This is a genomic window from Streptomyces graminilatus (assembly GCF_001418565.1).
Taxonomy (GTDB): Bacteria; Actinomycetota; Actinomycetes; order Streptomycetales; family Streptomycetaceae; genus Streptomyces; species Streptomyces graminilatus.
The window spans coordinates 1-16,144 of sequence record NZ_LIQQ01000095.1 but is presented as its reverse complement, the minus strand read 5'-3'; the positions used below and the strand labels follow the sequence as shown (position 1 = coordinate 16,144).

The 16,144-nt window shown below is 69.7% G+C and carries 11 protein-coding genes and 1 pseudogene; 5 read left to right on the top strand and 7 right to left on the bottom strand.

Annotated elements, in window-relative coordinates; translation table 11 throughout:
* Positions 1-377: pseudogene (locus AOK08_RS47165) on the bottom strand (ATP-binding protein); the annotation flags it as partial.
* Between the two features lie 2 nt (positions 378-379).
* Positions 380-1,969 (bottom strand): PP2C family protein-serine/threonine phosphatase (locus tag AOK08_RS10000; RefSeq protein WP_241826902.1); only part of this gene is annotated, 1,590 nt, incomplete at its 3' end.
* A 253-nt stretch (positions 1,970-2,222) separates the two neighbouring features.
* On the opposite strand from AOK08_RS10000, the gene aspS reads away from it, so the two are divergent.
* Entirely contained in the window at positions 2,223-3,986 is a 1,764-nt protein-coding gene (aspS, locus tag AOK08_RS09995) for an aspartate--tRNA ligase (RefSeq protein WP_055525127.1), read from the top strand.
* 416 nt (positions 3,987-4,402) lie between these two features.
* On the opposite strand, the gene AOK08_RS09990 is transcribed toward aspS, so the two are convergent.
* Both AOK08_RS09990 and metG read right to left on the bottom strand, forming a co-directional pair.
* Positions 4,403-4,768, bottom strand: coding sequence for a PH domain-containing protein (locus AOK08_RS09990; RefSeq protein ID WP_055525126.1), 366 nt, complete (start codon positions 4,766-4,768; stop codon positions 4,403-4,405).
* Between the two features lie 168 nt (positions 4,769-4,936).
* Positions 4,937-6,652, bottom strand: coding sequence for a methionine--tRNA ligase (gene metG / locus AOK08_RS09985; protein WP_055525125.1), 1,716 nt, complete (start codon positions 6,650-6,652; stop codon positions 4,937-4,939).
* A gap of 161 nt (positions 6,653-6,813) precedes the next feature.
* On the opposite strand from metG, the gene AOK08_RS09980 reads away from it, so the two are divergent.
* Positions 6,814-7,023, top strand: a complete 210-nt coding sequence (locus tag AOK08_RS09980; RefSeq protein ID WP_055525124.1) for a type II toxin-antitoxin system VapB family antitoxin — start codon at positions 6,814-6,816, stop codon at positions 7,021-7,023.
* Positions 7,020-7,439 carry a PIN domain nuclease gene (locus AOK08_RS09975; protein WP_055525123.1) on the top strand — a complete coding sequence of 140 codons (420 nt, stop codon included), beginning with the start codon at positions 7,020-7,022 and terminating at the stop codon, positions 7,437-7,439. Before AOK08_RS09980 ends, AOK08_RS09975 begins: the two co-directional genes overlap by 4 nt.
* Before the next feature lie 117 nt (positions 7,440-7,556).
* Here AOK08_RS09975 and AOK08_RS09970 read toward each other — a convergent pair whose 3' ends face one another.
* On the bottom strand, positions 7,557-9,557 hold the full coding sequence (locus AOK08_RS09970; RefSeq protein ID WP_055525122.1) for a VWA domain-containing protein: 2,001 nt from the start codon (positions 9,555-9,557) through the stop codon (positions 7,557-7,559).
* A 332-nt stretch (positions 9,558-9,889) separates the two neighbouring features.
* Between AOK08_RS09970 and AOK08_RS09965 the strand changes: the two genes are divergently transcribed.
* Positions 9,890-11,968: a PhoX family protein gene (locus tag AOK08_RS09965; RefSeq protein WP_055525121.1), complete on the top strand. Its 2,079-nt coding sequence runs from the start codon at positions 9,890-9,892 to the stop codon at positions 11,966-11,968.
* Positions 11,969-12,013: 45 nt separating this feature from the next.
* On the opposite strand, the gene AOK08_RS09960 is transcribed toward AOK08_RS09965, so the two are convergent.
* Positions 12,014-13,054 (bottom strand): LysR family transcriptional regulator, encoded by a 1,041-nt coding sequence (locus tag AOK08_RS09960; RefSeq protein ID WP_055525120.1) that lies wholly within the window; start codon positions 13,052-13,054, stop codon positions 12,014-12,016.
* 216 nt (positions 13,055-13,270) lie between these two features.
* Between AOK08_RS09960 and snpA the strand changes: the two genes are divergently transcribed.
* Positions 13,271-13,927: a snapalysin gene (snpA, locus tag AOK08_RS09955; protein WP_055525119.1), complete on the top strand. Its 657-nt coding sequence runs from the start codon at positions 13,271-13,273 to the stop codon at positions 13,925-13,927.
* A 32-nt stretch (positions 13,928-13,959) separates the two neighbouring features.
* On the opposite strand, the gene AOK08_RS09950 is transcribed toward snpA, so the two are convergent.
* A complete protein-coding gene (locus AOK08_RS09950) occupies positions 13,960-15,909 on the bottom strand; it encodes an FUSC family protein (protein ID WP_055525118.1) in 1,950 nt (649 codons plus the stop codon).
* Positions 15,910-16,144 lie beyond the last annotated feature (235 nt).

Genomic DNA, 16,144 nt, shown 5'->3' with positions numbered 1-16,144 from the left:
CCCGGGGGTGTACTCGCCTCCATCTCCTCCGCCTTTTCTCCCTGCGCCTTTTCTCCCTCCCCCTGCCCCTCGCTCTGCCCCTCCCTCTCGTACAGCTCGAACCAGATGCTCTTGCCCTCGCCCCTGGGGTCCACGCCCCACGCGTCCGCGAGCATCTCGATCAGCATCAGCCCCCGGCCGGACGAGGCCAGTTCCCCCGGGCGGCGCTTGTGCGGGAGGTCGTCGCTCACGTCCGTGACCTCGACGCGGATGCGGCGCGTGCCGGGGGCGCCGGTGACCTCGGCGACGACCAGGGCGTCGGCGTCCGTGTGGACGAGGACGTTGGTGGCCGCCTCGGAGACCAGGAGGACCGCCGAGTCGACCTGGTCGGGGCAGGGNNGTGGTGGGAGGACGGACCGTGCACCGCCTGGACGAGCGCGTCGGCCAGTTCCTCCAGGCCGTCGGCCTTGATGTCCCCCTTGTGTTCCTCAAGGGTCGTCCGGATGCGCTGCCAGCCCGTGTCCAGGTCGTGGCCGCCGGTCTCGATCAGGCCGTCGGTGCACAGGAGCATGGTCTCGCCGGGTTCGAGGGTGAGGCGGGTGGTGGGGTAGTCGGCGTCCGGGTCTATGCCCAGGGGCAGGCCGCCCGCGGTGGGGCGGGCCAGTACCGTGCCGTCCGCCATCCGGATCGCCGGGTCGGGGTCGACGTACAGGCAGGTCGCGAAGCGCAGGTCGCCGCCGGCCGCGCTGTTCGCGGAGTCGGTGATGCCGTGCAGGAAGCGGGAGGCGCGGGAGAGGACCGCGTCGGGGCGGTGGCCCTCGGAGGCGTAGGCGCGCAGCGCTATGCGGAGCTGGCCCATCAGTCCGGCGGCGCGGACGTCGTGGCCCTGGACGTCGCCGATGACCAGGGCGAAGCGTCCGCCGCCGGGCAGCGGGATCATGTCGTACCAGTCGCCGCCGACCTGGAGGCCGCCGCCGGTCGGTATGTACCGGGCGGCGACCTCCATGCCGGGTATCTCGGGGCCGAGGGTCGGCAGCATCGAGCGTTGCAGGCCGTCGGTCAGTTCGCGTTCCGACTCGGCCACGCCCGCCCGGGAGAGGGCCTGGGCGAGCATACGGGCGACCGTGGTCAGGACCGAGCGTTCGTCGGGGATGAAGCTGACCGGGTAGGCGAAGCCCGCCATCCAGGCGCCCATCGTGCGGCCCGCGACGATCAGCGGCAGGAACGCCCACGACTGTCTGTCGAACACCTGGGCGAGCGGCCAGGCGGTGGGGTAGCGGGTCTTGTAGGCCTCGGGGGAGGAGAGGTAGACGGCCCGGCCGGTGCGGACCACCTCGGCGGCCGGGTAGTCGGTGTCCAGGGGCATGTGGGAGAAGGGGCGCTCGTCGCCGGGGCGCTGGCCGTGGTGGCCGATGACGGTGAGGCGGTCGCCCTGGACGCCGAAGACGGCGAGTCCGTCCGGTGAGAAGCCCGGCATCGACAGGCCGGCCGCGACCCGCAGCACCTCCTCGGTGGACCGTGCCTCGGCCAGTGCCCGGCCCGCGTCCAGCAGGAACGCCTCCCGGGAGCGGCGCCAGTCACCGGTGACGGGGGTGCGCGCGGCGGTGCCCGGCGAGGGCTCGGTGACCTCCTGGAGGGTGCCCGTCACGTCGTACGCCTTGCGGCCCATGTCGAAGGCGGGCTTCGAGCGGCTGCGTACGGTACGGATCACCCGGCCCTGTTCGTCCATGACCCGGACCCGGACCTCCGCGATGGTGTCCTCGGCGACGGCGAGCTGGGTGATTCCGGCGATCTCGTTCCAGTCGACGGGGTGGAGGCGGGCCCGGGCCGCGGCCTCCGTGAGCGTGGTCGGCTCCGCGGGCAGGCCGAGCAGGCGGGCGGCTTCCGCGTCGAGCGTGACCAGATTCGTTGCCGTGTCCCAATGCCACAGACCGGTTGCGAGGGCGACCAGTACGTCCCCCACGGCGGGCAGGGGCTCACCAGTGCGCATTGACCCACTGTAGGGAGAGGTCGTCGAGGCGTGCCACCCAAGATGTACGGGCAGGCCGGGCCGCGGTGAGCCGCGCGGGCAGCGGTATGGGTCACACGGGCAATGGCACGGGTCACGCGGGCGAACAATTGCGGGGAAGCGGTCTCAGGGCGGCCGGTACCCTTGGGTCTGTGTTTTCGGAGGTTTCGGTGTTTCACGTGAAACACCGGCCTCGATCCCCGATCCCCGATCCGCGAAGGCTGGATGAACGACGATGCATCGGTACAGGTCCCACACCTGCGGCGAGCTCCGCGCCTCTGACGTCGGCAGCGACGTCCGGCTGAGCGGCTGGCTGCACAATCGGCGCGACCTGGGCGGCATCCTCTTCATCGACCTGCGCGATCACTACGGCATCACGCAGCTCGTCGCCCGCCCCGGCACGCCCGCCTACGAGGCCCTCGACAAGGTCTCCAAGGAGTCGACGGTCCGGATCGACGGCAAGGTCGTCTCGCGCGGCGCGGAGAACATCAACCCCGAGCTGCCCACGGGCGAGATCGAGGTCGAGGTCGGCGAGGTCGAGCTGCTCGGCGCCGCCCAGCCGCTGCCCTTCACGATCAACACCGAGGACGGGGTCAACGAGGAGCGGCGTCTGGAGTACCGCTTCCTGGACCTGCGCCGCGAGCGCATGCACAAGAACATCATGCTGCGGTCGTCGGTGATCGCCTCGATTCGCTCCAAGATGGTGGCCCTCGGCTTCAACGAGATGGCGACGCCGATCCTGTCCGCGACCTCCCCCGAGGGCGCCCGTGACTTCGTCGTCCCGTCCCGCCTGAACCCGGGCAAGTTCTACGCCCTTCCGCAGGCGCCGCAGCAGTTCAAGCAACTGCTGATGATCTCGGGCTTCGACCGTTACTTCCAGATCGCGCCCTGCTTCCGTGACGAGGACGCGCGCGCGGACCGTTCGCCGGGCGAGTTCTACCAGCTCGACGTCGAGATGAGCTTCGTCGAGCAGGAGGACGTGTTCCGTCCGATCGAGCAGCTCATGACCGAGTTGTTCACGGAGTTCGGCGGCGGCCGGGAGGTCACCTCCCCCTTCCCGCGCATCCCGTTCCGCGAGTCGATGCTGAAGTACGGCTCCGACAAGCCGGACCTGCGCGCCAAGCTCGAACTGGTCGACATCACCGACGTGTTCGAGGGCTCGGAGTTCAAGGCCTTCGCCGGCAAGCACGTGCGGGCGCTGGCGGTGCCGGACGTGGCGTCGCAGACCCGGAAGTTCTTCGACCAGCTCGGTGACTTCGCCGTCACGCTGGGCGCGAAGGGCCTGGCCTGGGTGCGGGTCACGGAGGACGGTTCGCTGTCCGGCCCGATCGCGAAGTTCCTGACCGAGGAGAACGTCGCCGAGCTGACCAAGCGCCTGTCGCTGGCCGCCGGTCACGCCGTCTTCTTCGGCGCGGGCGAGTTCGACGAGGTCTCCAAGATCATGGGGGCGGTGCGGGTCGAGGCCGCCAAGCGCGCCGGGCACTTCGAGGAGGGCGTCTTCCGGTTCTGCTGGATCGTCGACTTCCCGATGTACGAGAAGGACGAGGAGACCGGCGCGATCGACTTCTCGCACAACCCGTTCTCCATGCCGCAGGGTGGTCTTGAGGCGCTGGAGACCCAGGACCCGCTGGACATCCTGGGCTGGCAGTACGACATCGTCTGCAATGGCATCGAGCTGTCCTCCGGCGCGATCCGCAACCACGAGCCGGACATCATGCTCAAGGCGTTCGAGATCGCGGGCTACGACCGGGACACCGTCGAGGACAAGTTCGCCGGCATGCTGCGCGCGTTCCGCTTCGGCGCCCCGCCGCACGGCGGCATCGCCCCCGGCGTCGACCGTATCGTCATGCTCCTCGCGGACGAGCCGAACATCCGCGAGACCATCTCCTTCCCGCTCAACGGCAACGCCCAGGACCTGATGATGGGCGCGCCGACGGAGCTGGAGGAGGCGCGGCTGCGGGAGCTGCACATCTCGGTGCGGAAGCCGCAGCCGAAGTAAGCAGACGTCCCTCTCCAGACAGTTCGTGTGAATGGCCCGGAACCGGTGACGGTTCCGGGCCATTCACATGTGGTGGGTGCTCCGGCACCCTGGAGCTCGCTCGGCACACGGCGCGGGCCCGGGACGGTGACCGTCTCGAGGGTCCTGTTCGCGGTGGGGCGGTACGAGTCGAGGCGGCCGGCCGTGGTCGTCGCGCTTCAGAGGGTGGAGCCGTTGAGGGCGGCGTCGCGGACTGTGCGCGTCAGCCGGAGTGGTGGAGAAGAGCGTGGTCGGCCCGCCCCGTCTCAGGGCGTGTCTGCCGCGTGTCTGCCCCCGTGAAGTCCCTCCTCAGGAGGGCTCCCCAACCCTCGTACAAGTGAGCGGACTTTACCAAGGCTTGGTGCGGGCCGAGGTCGCCGGATCTGTCCTCCGGAGACCTACTTCGCCGCGAACTGCGTCAGGATCGCCTGGACCTCGTAGATGTCGACGCCCTTGGTGAACGTCTTCTGGATCGGGGTCGCCGAGCCCGAGATCCAGATCTTGAGCTCGGCGTCGAGGTCGAAGGTGCCCGCCGTCTCCACGGAGAAGTGGGTGATGCTGCGGTACGGCACCGAGTGGTATTCCACCTTCTTGCCGGTGATGCCCTGCTTGTCGACCAGGAGGAGACGGCGGTCGGTGAACAGTATGGTGTCGCGGATCAGCTGGTACGCGGCGTGGACCTGCTCGTTCTGGCCGAGCAGTCGGGAGTACTCCTGCTGCGCGGAGCCCGAATCGACGGTGTGCGCGTTGCCGAAAAGTGCCATGTTTAAACCCTTGCTTGTGGCTTGATGTGATCTTCGGACTGTATATCGCCTGTGACGGCGGTCTGCCTAGAGACACAAGGGCAGAACCGCCCGTCAACTCCGAGGAGTTGACGGGCGGTTCGGGGTTATCGGGGTACCGGGTTCGACGTGACGCCGAAGGTCGCGCGCCTACTCGGGTGCGCCGCCGAAGCGCTCCTTGTACGTCTCCAGGTCGTCGTCCGTCAGCTTGGCGAACAGGACCGGCGGGACCGTGAACGTGGTGCCCGCGGGGACGGTGGACAGGGACTTCGCCTCGTCGGGCGTGAGCCACGTACGCGTGTCGTCGGGCAGGGCGAAGGCCGCGCGCATCGTCGCCGCCGACGACGGGATGAAGGGTTCCGAGACCACCGCGTAGAGGTGGATGAGGTTCATCGCCGTACGGAGGGTCAGGGCCGCGCCGTCCTGGTCGGTCTTGATCTCCAGCCAGGGGGCCTTCTCCTCCAGGTAGGAGTTGCCCGCCGACCACAGGGCGCGCAGGGCCGCCGCCGCCTTGCGGAACTGGAGCGCCTCCATCTGGCTCTCGTACTCCGCGAGCAGCTCGGCGATCTGCTCGCCCAGCTTCGTCTCCGCCTCGCCCGCCGCCGCGCCCGCCGGGACCTCGTCGCCGAAGCGCTTCTTCGAGAAGGAGAGGACGCGGTTGACGAAGTTCCCGAGCGTGTCCGCCAGGTCCTTGTTCACCGTGGCCGTGAAGTGCTCCCAGGTGAAGGAGGAGTCGTCGGACTCGGGAGCGTTCGCGATCAGGAAGTAGCGCCAGTAGTCCGCCGGGAGGATGGACAGGGCCTGGTCGGTGAAGACGCCGCGCTTCTGGGACGTGGAGAACTTCCCGCCGTAGTACGTCAGCCAGTTGAAGGCCTTGACGACGTCGACCTTCTTCCACGGCTCGCGGACGCCGAGTTCCGTGGCCGGGAACATCACCGTGTGGAACGGGACGTTGTCCTTCGCCATGAACTGCGTGTAGCGGACGCTCTCATCCGCTTCGTACCACCAGGACTTCCAGTCCCGGTCCGCCGGCTGCTCGTCCGACCACTCCTTCGTCGAGCCGATGTACTCGATCGGGGCGTCGAACCAGACGTAGAAGACCTTGCCCTCCGCCGCCAGCTCCGGCCAGGTGTCCGCCGGGACGGGGACACCCCAGTCCAGGTCGCGGGTGATCGCACGGTCGTGCAGGCCCTCGGTCAGCCACTTGCGGGCGATGGAGGAGGCGAGGTGCGGCCACTGGCTCTCGTGCGCGGTCACCCACTCCTCGACCTCGTGCTGGAGCTTCGACTGGAGGAGGAACAGGTGCTTCGTCTCGCGGACCTCCAGGTCGGTGGAGCCGGAGATCGCCGAGCGCGGGTTGATCAGGTCGGTGGGGTCGAGCACCCGGGTGCAGTTCTCGCACTGGTCGCCGCGGGCCTTGTCGTAACCGCAGTGCGGGCAGGTGCCCTCGACGTAGCGGTCCGGGAGGAAGCGGCCGTCGGTGGGGCTGTACACCTGGCGGATCGCGCGCTCTTCGATGAAGCCGTTCTCGTTGAGGCGGCGGGCGAAGTGCTGGGTGATCTCCATGTTCTGCGGGGAGGAACTCCGCCCGAAGTGGTCGAAGGCCAGCGCGAAGCCGTCGTAGATCGCCTTCTGGGCGTCGTGCGCCTGCGCGCAGAACTCCGCTACGGGGATGCCCTGCTCCTTCGCGGCCAGCTCGGCCGGGGTGCCGTGCTCATCGGTCGCGCAGATGTACAGGACGTCGTGGCCGCGCTGGCGGAGGTAACGGGAGTAGACGTCCGCCGGGAGCATGGACCCCACCATGTTGCCCAGGTGCTTGATCCCGTTGATGTACGGAAGGGCGCTGGTGATGAGGTGTCGAGCCATTGCGGGCTGCTCCCGAGTCGCTGCGTGAGATGACGGGTGTCGGTTCCGGCCGGATCGCCGGGCCCCGTCGTGACGAACGTTGAAATCGTAGTCGACCGGGGCGGTCGGACGCCGTCGTATATACTCCGATTCGGATACGAATATATCTCTGGAGGTCTGTCATGTCGAAGCTGCTCATCGAGGTCGACGACGAGGCTCTGGCGGAAGCCCAGCTCCTGCTCGGCACCAAGACCAAGAAGGACACGGTCAACACCGCGCTGCTGGAAGTCGCCAAGCGGCGCAGCCGGGCCATAGCGCTGGCCGAGCTCCGGGAAATGGGGGCGCGAGGTGACTTCGACATCCTTCTGGACAAGAGGAACTACCGCCGGTGAGCGACGCCTCGTATCTGATCGACACCTCGGCCGTCGTGCGCCTGCTCAGCAGCGATACCTATGACGAGCGATGGCAGCAGGTGCTCGACAACGGGCTGGTCGCGCTCTGCGACCTGACCGAGCTGGAACTCCTCCACTCCGCCCGTTCCGGAAAGGACCGGGATGCCAAGCAGGAGCGTTTGCGGCGGTTGTTCGCCTGGACTCTGATGCCCGACGGCATCTACCAGCGTGCTCGCGAGGTTCAGCAGATTCTCACCGACAACGGTGAACATCGTTCGGCCGGTCCGGTCGATCTGCTCGTGGCCGCCACTGCCGAGCTGTCGGGCCTGACTCTTCTTCATCACGACCGTGACTTCGACACCGTCGCCCGTCGTACGGGGCAGTCGACCGTGTGGCTGGCCGAGCCCGACTCCTGAGAACACGGGTGGGGTGAGAGACGGCTGGGCCCCGGGGACGAGTGTTCGTTCCCGGGGCCCAGGTTTGTGCTCGTGCACTTACGTGTTCATGCGCTTACATGCTCATGCGTTGCGTTGCTACGGGCGCCAGTTCGCCAGTACGCCCTCGTACAGCTCCGTGTCCGTCAGCTCGCGGGGGGTCGGGCCCGCGTGGAAGAAGGACGTGTTGGCCGTCTTGAGCTTGCGGAGGTAGTCGAAGGCCTTGTTCTCCTGCTCGCCGAACGCGACGAAGGAGAAGAAGAGGGACGGGTGCTTCGCCGCCGCGTCCGTGAGGGACTGGGTGGCGGGGGTCTTGGCGTCCGGGGCGCCGTCCGTCTGGAAGACGATCAGCGCGGGGTGCTCGGTGCCGGACTTCTCGTAGTGACTGACGATCTCCTCCACGGCTGCGTGGTAGCTCGTACGGCCCATGCGGCCGAGGGAGGCGTGGAGTTCGTCGATCTTGTTCTCGTGGTCGGGGAGGGTCAGCTCGCCGGTGCCGTCCAGTTCCGTGGAGAAGAAGACGACGTGGACGGTCGCCTCCGGGTCGAGGTGGGCGGCGAGGGCGAGGGTCTGCTCGCCCAGGGCCTGGGCGGAGCCGTCCTTGTAGTACGGGCGCATGGACGCGGAGCGGTCCAGGACGAGGTAGATCTTGGCGCGGGTGTTGGTGAGGTTGAGGGTGGTGAGGGTGGTGGTGGCGGCGTTGTACGCGGTGAGGAGGGTTGCGGGTACCGCCGCGTCCGTCTCGGCCTCGGCTTCGCCTTCGGCCGGGTCGGTTTTCCCACCCGCACCGCCCGTGGCGGCTTCGTTGTCGGGTGCGGGTGGCCCCTGCGGGGGTTCCTGCGCGTCGGCGGCTGCCGGTACGTCTTCTTCGGTGTCTGCGTCGGCCTCTGCGTCGGCCTCTGCCTCGATCTCGGGCTCAGCCTCGATCTCGGTCGCGGTCTCGGCCGCAGGCTCGGACTCCGGTGCTGATTCCGGTTCCGGTTCCGGCTCTGCCGTCACCTCGGCCACCGGATCAGGGGTGGGCTCCTCCGTGACGGGCTCGGGGGTTGCCTCGACGATCGGTTCGGGTTCGGGTTCGAGCTCGGGTTCGGCGGTTGCTTCGGTGACCGCTTCGACCTCGGGCTCGGGGTCGACGGCTGCTTCGGTGACCGCTTCGGCCTCCGGCTCGGGGGCGACGGCCGCTTCGGGGACCGCTTCGGCCTCCGGCTCGGGCTCCGGTTCCGGGGCGACCTCCGTCACCTCGGTCGCGGGCTCGGCCTCGGCCACGGGCTCCGGGGTCGGCTCCTCGGCTACTACGGGCTCGGGCTCAGGTTCGGGGGTCACCTCGGCCAGCGGTTCCGGTTCGGGCTCGGGCTCGGGGGTCACCTCGGCCACGGGCTCCGTTTCGGGCTCCGGGGTTACCTCCACGACGGGCTCAGGTGCCGGAGCGGGCTCCGGGGTCACCTCGGCGACCGGCTCGGGCTCTGCCTCTACCGCAGGCTCTGCCTCTGCCTCTGCTTCAGGCTCGACCTCTGCCTTGGTCTCTACCTCGGCCTCGGACGCGACCTCTGCCTCGGCCACCGGCTCCGGCTTGGTCTCCTCAGCCTCAACGTCGACCTCGACCTCGGTCTTCGCCTCGACCTCGACCTCGGCCTCGACCGGCGGCTCGGCTACTGCTGCGCCCTCAGGCTCAGCCACTTCCTCGGCCGCCACCTTGGCCTCAGCCACTTCCTCGGCCGCCACCTCGGCCTCGGGCCCCGGCTCGGGTGCCGCCTCGGCCTCGACCTCAGGATCAGCCACCGGCAGGGCCACCGGCTTCGCCTCAGCCACCGGCTCCGCCGATTTGGCCGCCTCCGCCTCCGCGCCCCCATCCACCGGCTTCGCCGGCTTAGGCACCGTCACATTGTCGAAGGCTGCCGAGACCAGGTCGTCCACCAGTGAGGGGGCCGGGGTCTCCGTGGGCTTTGGGGTCAGGGTCGGTTCAGGGGACGGTGCCGGAATTTTCGGCTCGGTGGCCTCCTGCTGAGGAGCCGACTCCGTTTCTTGCGCGGGCGCCGCCTCGGCGTCACGCCCCTTGCGTGACTTGCCGAACGCGTTCCGCAGGAGAGTGAGAATGCCCATGTGCGCAACCCTTCACGTGAGTTGTAGCCGTCAATCCCTGGCCAGGACGGACACGTAAGGTTAGCGGTCCGGATTGACGATCTTGGGCAGGGTCTTTCACGGAACGCGGCCGACGTCAAGGGCGCCACTACGCCATCCGCGCGCCCCGTTTCCCGGAGGGCGGCCAAGGCGCTCGCGGCAGGTTCCGTCCGCATCCTCTCCGCGCCCCAACAGCCTTACCGCTCCCACGGGTTCACCATTCGTTCATCCGGCGTCCCCACCGTCGCACTTCCTTCCCCCTAGCGTCACGCTGACACCAAAGGCACGTATAGGGATACCAAGGGGAGAGTAAAGTGCGAAAGCTGCTGCCGTTGATCGGATCGTCGTCCGGATCGCATCCTGGCGGCCGGTCGGCGATGACCTGCCGTTTCCGGTGTGGTGACGCCTGCTTCCACGAGGTTCCCAACACCAGCGCCAACGAATACGTCGGCGACGTCATCGCCGGTGCCCTCAGCCGCCGCTCCATGATGCGTGCCGCAGCCGTCGTCACCGTCGCCACCGCGGCCGGCACCGCCGCGAACGTCGTCGGCGGCGCCGAGAGCGCGGAGGCCGCCACCGGCGCCGCCCACCACCCGCACCACTCCCCCACCCACCACTCCGTGCCGCGTGGCCTGCGCTTCAGCCCCGTCGCGCCCAACAACACCGACGCCGTGGTCACCGCCGACGGATATGGCCAGAATGTTGTGATCCGCTGGGGTGAACCCATCCTCCGTGGCGCGCCCGCCTTCGACTCGGAGAACCAGACCGCCGCCGCGCAGGCCGGCCAGTTCGGGTACAACAACGACTTCCTCGCCCTGCTCCCCTTGCAGGGGAAGCAGCATCTCCTCGTCGCCAACCACGAGTACACCGACGAGATCCTGATGTTCCGCGGCTACGACCCCGCGAACCCCACCCGTGAGCAGGTCGAGGTGGCCTGGGCCGCGCACGGCCTGTCCGCCGTCGTGGTCGAGGGCGACCGGCGCACCGGCGAGCTCACCCCCGTACTCCGCCACCCGCTCAACCGCCGTGTCACCGCCACCACCGAGTTCCGCCTCACCGGACCGGCCGCCGGGTCAGATCTCCTCAAGACCTCCACCGACCCGACCGGGCGCAAGGTCCTCGGCACGCTCAACAACTGCTCCGGCGGCACCACACCGTGGGGGACCACCCTCCACGGCGAGGAGAACTTCAACCAGTACTTCGCCAACGCCTCCCGCCCCACCGACAAGCGGTACGGCATCGGCACCGGCGCCACCGAGCGCAAGTGGGAGCGTTTCGACAAGCGGTTCGATGTCGCGCAGGAGCCCAACGAGGTCCACCGGTTCGGGTACGTCGTCGAGTTCGACCCGTACGACCCCTCCTCCACGCCCCGCAAGCACACCGCCCTCGGCCGCTTCAAGCACGAGGCCGCCACCATCCGGATGACCTCCGACGGCCGTCCCGTCGTCTACACGGGCGACGACGAGCGCTTCGACTACTTCTACAAGTTCGTCAGCAGCAAGCGGATGCGCCACGGCGACTCGCGCGCCGTCAAGGAGCACAACCTCACCCTCCTCGACGAGGGCACCCTCTACGTCGCCAAGCTCACCGGTGACTCCCCCGCCATCGAGATCGACGGCAGCGGCAAGCTGCCCTCCGACGGTGAGTTCGACGGCAGCGGTACGTGGATCCCGCTGGCGACCGCCACCGCCCAGGGCGCCGTCTCGCACGTCGAGGGCATGACCGCCGAGGAGGTCCTCGTCTTCACGCGGCTCGCCGGTGACAAGGTCGGCGCCACGAAGATGGACCGGCCCGAGGACATCGAGCCCAACCCGGCCACCGGCAAGGTCTACGTCGTCCTCACCAACAACTCCAACCGGGGCAAGGCCGGCCTCGCCCCCGCCGACGAGGCCAACCCGCGCAACTCCAACAAGCACGGGCACATCCTCGAACTCACCGAGCAGCGGAACTGCGCCGAGAGCACCTCGTTCGCCTGGTCGCTCTTCCTGGTCGCCGGTGACCCCAAGGACCCCGCCACCTACTTCGCGGGCTTCCCGAAGGACGACGTCAGCCCGATCTCCTGCCCCGACAACGTGGCCTTCGACCACCACGGCAACCTGTGGATCTCCACGGACGGCAACCAGCTCGGCTCCCACGACGGACTGTTCGGCGTCGCGACGAAGGGTGCCCGGCGCGGTGAGCTCAAGCAGTTCCTGACCGTGCCGACCGGCGCCGAGACCTGCGGTCCGGTCATCGGGAAGCGTCAGGTGCTCGTCGCGGTGCAGCACCCGGGCGAGATCGACGGCGCCTCGGTGGAGAAGCCCGCCAGCACCTGGCCCGACGGACCCGGCAAGATCGTCCGCCCGGCGGTCGTCGCCGTGTGGCGTACGGACGGCCGCGACATCGGCGTCTGAGTTCGGGTCGAGTCAGGTGAGCGGGCGGGTTACAGGCCTGCTGGCTCAGGGGAAGGTCGGCGCCGGGGTTTTCGCTTCACCCCGCGCCGGCCACTCCCGGCTTTCCCGGTACTCGCCGTACGCCGGTGCCTCTCGCGCCACCTCCTCGTACGCCTCCGCCAGCGCCGGATGGACCCGGTCCAGCTCCGTCTCCGTACGAGCCGCCAGCAGCAGCCGTACGCCGAGCGGGTCGCCGTGCAGTCGGCGTACCGCCATCTCGGGGCGCGGCAGGCAGGTCGGCTGGCAGACGGTGACGACCTCGCCGGTTGCCACCAGCGAGGCGGCGGTGTGGTAATCGCCGTGCAGGACACGGGGGTTGAGGCCCGCTGCGTGCAGCATGCGCAGTACGGCGTCGAACTCGCCGTCGACCGTCTCGTCCACCATCCAGCGGTCGTCGGCCAGCTCGGAGAGGTGGACCACCGGTCTCGCGGCGGCCGGATGATCGGCGGGCAGCGACACGAACTGGGGTTCCCTGTCGACCAGTACGCGCAGACACAGACCGTCGGGGATCCTGAGCGGGCAGCCCTCCACCTCGTGCACGAACGCCACGTCCAGCCGCCCGTCGGCGACCATGCGCAGCAGCGCGTTCGCGGAGACGTCCATCCGGAGGGTCGGCTCCTGCCGCGACTGGCCAGGACTCAACTGCCCCTGCCATGACTGGCCTTGCCGTAACTGTCCCGGCCTCGACTGCCCCTGCCTCGACTGCCCCTGGCGGAGCCTGCGCAGCCAGCCGGAGAGGGCGCGGCTGGCCGTCGAGCCGATGCGCAGTTGCGGTCCGTCCGACGCGGCGGCCCGTGCCTCCGTGACCAGGGAGCGCATCTCCGTCACCAGGGGACGGGCGCGGCTCAGGACGAACCGGCCGAGCGGTGTCGGGTGGCAGCCGGCCCTGGTGCGGGTGAACAGCTCGCCGCCCAGCTCCTGTTCGATCCGGCGCAACTGGGTGCTCAACGAGGGCTGGGCCACGCCCAGTTGGCGGGCGGCCCGGTGCACGCTGCCGGTGTCGGCGATGGCGCACAGCGCTCGGAGATGCCTCACCTCTAGCTCCATGTGACCGGCTCCGCGTCGCGAATCACGCGCATGCACATGTTCACGTCCATGTTCATGCCATCGCAGCCTAAGGCGGATACGGGAGCTCCGACAGACGCGCCCAGGGCGGCGGTGATAGGTCCGCGCTATCGGGACTTGCCATCATCACAGCCGCCGCACGGCCATCGACACTCACGGTACGAGCGACTGACTCACTCCCCCCACAAGGAGTCATCGATGAGAAACCCCATCTCCCGTGCCGTGGCCGCCGTGTTGGGCCTCGGTCTGACAACTCTCGCCCTGGGTACGGCGGTTCCCGCATCCGCCGCCGCACCCGCAGCCGTACCCGCGACCAGCGCGAAGGTCGCGTACGCCGGGTCGGGCGAGGACACCGCGGCCAACAAGGCGTTCTTCGAGGCCGTACTGAAGTCCGTCGCGGCGAAGCGCGCCGTGAACCCGCGCTCGGCCGCCGCCGTCACCGTCGTCTACGACGCGTCCCGCGCGCCGTCCTTCAGCGCGGAGATAGCGAGCTCCACCTCGATCTGGAACAGCTCGGTGGCGAACGTGAGGCTCCAGCCGGGCACCGCGTCCACCGCCGACTTCAGCTACCGCGAGGGCAACAGCTCCCAGGGCTCGTACGCCTCCACGGACGGCCACGGCCGGGGCTACATCTTCATCGACTACGCGCAGAGCGACCAGTACGACCCGACCCGTATCACCGCCCACGAGACCGGCCATGTGCTCGGTCTGCCGGACCACTACTCGGGCCCGTGCAGCGAGTTGATGTCGGGCGGCGGCCCCGGTCCGTCCTGCACCAACGCCATCCCGAACTCGGCCGAACGCTCCCGAGTGAACCGCCTGTGGGCCAACGGCCTCGCGGCGGCCCTGCGCTAGCCCCCAGCAGGAGTAGTAGGCAGTACCTGGCTCTACTTCTGCGGTGAAGTGATCGCCCGCGCCGCCGCCACCTCCTGCCGCAGTGGCTCCAGGACGCTGTCCGCCGGTCCGCTGAGGTCCGTGCGGACCGCGTACAGCGTCTCGACGCGGCGCAGGCCGTCCGACAACTCCCTCAGCTGGACGACGACCTGGGCGATCTCCGCCTCCGACGGTGGCTCGGCGCCCTGCTTGATGTGGACCCGGGCCGCCGTCGTCGCGTCGACGATGCGTTCCACCGCGACGACCAGGGGCCACCAGGCCGCCGCCCGCCGTCCGGTGGGCGGCGGTTCGGTCAGGGCCCGCTGGAACTCCGTACGGATGACGGACAGATCGCGGTACAGGCGCCGTCGCATCCGCGCCCGTGCCGCGCCCTCGGTGTCCGGGCGGAACGCCGATTCCACATAGCGTGCCGTGTCCGCGACCGCGTCGGCGAGGCGGTCGCCGACCCGGGTGTGCCAGCTCTCCGGCCAGAGCAGATAGCCCGCGACCAGCGCGATCGCGCACCCCATGAGGGAGTCGAGGAGCCGGGGCAGCAGCAGGGCCGCGCCCTGGTGGTTGAGGAGGTCGGAGAGCAGGATGATCACCGGGGTGATGGCGGCCGTCTGATAGCCGTACCCGCGCGGGGTGAGCGCCGGGATCAGCATGGCGAGGACCATGATCACGGGTACGTCCCACCAGCCGCGCGGCACCTGGACGAGCAACGCCGCCGCGATCACCAGCCCCGCGACCGTGCCGAGGGCGCGCAGCAGCGCGCGGGAGAAGACCGAGCCGAAGTCCGGCTTCAGGACGAAGGTGATCGTCAGCGCGACCCAGTACGAACGCGGCACCGGGACCGTCGACACCAGCACCTGCGCGAGGCCGATGCACAGCGCGAGGCGCAGTCCGTAGCGCCAGGAGTCGCCGGACAGGACGACGTCCCGCGCCGCGCTGACGGTGCGGGTGCGCAGAGTGGCCGGCCGGCCGAGGCGGTCGTCGTCGGCGGCGGCCGTACGCAGGTCGGGGGAGCGGCTGCCGACCACGTCCGCCGCGTGCCGCAGCGCCTGTTCGACGGCGCGGGAGGTGTGGTCGGCCGGTGCCGGGATGCGCAGTCCGGTCGGGCCGGTGTAGCCGGTCTCGACGGCGTCGGCGAGGTGCCGGACCGCCTCCGGGACCTCGGGCGGCAGCGGACGGCCGGCCTGGTGGGCGGCAGGGGCGGCCTCGACGACCGGGGTTATCGCGTTCAACTGGGCGAGCAGGCGCACGAGTTCGGGGCTACGTCCGTGGTGGCGGGCGCGCCGGGCCAGGACCAGGTCGTACGACTTGTTGAGGGACTGGGTGACGGTGTGCCGGGCGTCCTCGTAGCCGTCGGTGGTCCCGGCGGCGAGCAGTTCGGCGACCGTACGGTAGGTCTCGGCGACCGCCGCCCGCTCCGGTACCCCCGACCGCAGCGGCCAGGCGAGCAGGGCCAGCGCGAGGACGAGCAGCCCGCCGCCGGACATCAGCGCCGGCGCGAGCCACCAGTCCCCCGGCAGCGGCAGCCCCGCCCCGATCACGGAGTTGAGGAGCAGCAGCAGCGCGGAGACCGAGGCCACCGCACCGATCGTCGAGATCATCCCGGAGACGAGGGCGATACCGGTGACGACGGCGACGGCGGCCCAGCCCTGGCCGTAGACGAGCGAGCCGAGGGTGACGCCGAGCGCGCCGAAGAGCTGCGGGACCGCGATGTTGAGGATGCGCATCCGGTACGCGTCGGCGGTGTCCCCGATGACTCCGGAGAGGGCGCCCATCGAGGCCAGGGCGCCGTACTCGGGGTAGCCGGTGGCGAGGCCGACGGCCAGGGGCAGGGCCATGGCGATGGCGGCGCGGGCCATCGCGGGCCGGTTGACGGGCGGGGCCGGCTGGGGCAGGAGGTTCCGCACCAGCCAGTCGGGAGGCGTGAGGCCGATGGGAAACTCGCGGGACATGGGCCCCATTATCGCCGGATGCCTGTGGATTGACCTGGGCCGTCCGCGTCGGTGGAGGCTTTGCCGGAGGGCCTGGTGGAGGGCCTGGTGGAGGGGTGCCTTCTACGACTGTTCAGGTGCAGGGCCGTGCCGTGCAATGTGGCCGGACCGGGCGGAAGTCGTGGCGGCGGCCGTGCGGTCTTGCGGTTGGAGCGCGGGCCGGTTCGTGTCGGGGGCCGGGGGCCGGAAGCAGGGG